Below are 1,081 nucleotides of genomic sequence, written 5' to 3' on the forward strand. Positions count from 1 at the left end.
CTTCGCCAGAGGAAGGTAACGCAACGGAAAGTTTCAATGATACGCCAAAGCGCCCTGTTCGACCGTCGCCGCCTGCTTTTGGGAGCGGGAGCTCTTGGTTTGGTTCCCGCCTTAAGCGCCTGTAACGCATCGCTTAATCCTGATGGCATCGAGGTTCGGGGCATAGATCGCCTGCCGATGACGCAGGATGTTCTGAACCGCTTTGTCGCTCAGGGACGGTTGCCCGGACTATGCGCGGGCGTGCAATTTCCTGATGGCAGCAAGGCATTTGTGCAGGCCGGAACGCTCGATTTCGGCTCTTTCACGCGCGTAGATCGCGACACGCTGTTCCGAATCTATTCGATGACCAAGCTGATTACCGGCGCTGCGACCGCTCTTTTGATCGAGGAAGGCAAGTTCGGGCTGGATACGCCCGTCGCCGACATCATTCCCGAATTTGCCGACCTGAAGGTTGCTACCAATCCGGCCCGCAACCTGAACGCCCGCAAGGCGCAGAAAACGATGACCATCCGTCATCTGCTGACCCACACATCGGGCTTTACCTATGCCCATGCCGGCAATAATGTCGTGCAACGCGCCTATGGTCGCGAAGGCATTGCTATGGCCACCAGTGCGACCAGAGGCTCAACCCCGCCGCCAGCGACGTATGACGAACTGGTCGAGCGTCTGGCCAAGATTCCGCTGATGTTCGAACCGGGCACACGCTACGAGTACGGCGTATCGGTCGATGTTCTGGCGATCGTCATCGAGCGTACATCCGGCATGTCCTATGCCGATTTTGTGCAAAGGCGCATCCTTGATCCGTTGTCGATGCAAGACACGATCTGGAGCCTGCGCGATGGTGATGCCGACCGTCTGGCCGCCATATACAATTACGGTGCCAACGGCACCGGCCCGCGCCGCCCTGTTGCCGAGGCTTCGGCCGAGGTACTCAGCCGCCCTGTTACCCTGCATCTGGCAGGATCGGGCCTGCTGTCCAAGGCTTCGGACTATCTCGACTTCATTGGCATGCTGCTGAATGACGGCTCGGCAGGGCGTCGCCGCATTATGAAGCCGGAAACCGCGCAACTGATGCGCTCGG

1 protein-coding gene is annotated in these 1,081 nt (G+C 59.3%); it reads left to right on the forward strand.

Annotated elements, in window-relative coordinates; genetic code table 11:
• Window positions 1–36 precede the first annotated feature (36 nt).
• The coding region (locus RSB01_RS06555; RefSeq protein WP_332625205.1) for a serine hydrolase domain-containing protein at window positions 37–1,081 on the forward strand (1,045 nt) is incomplete at its 3' end.

The organism is Brevundimonas sp. (assembly GCF_036659295.1).
Lineage (GTDB): Bacteria > Pseudomonadota > Alphaproteobacteria > Caulobacterales > Caulobacteraceae > Brevundimonas.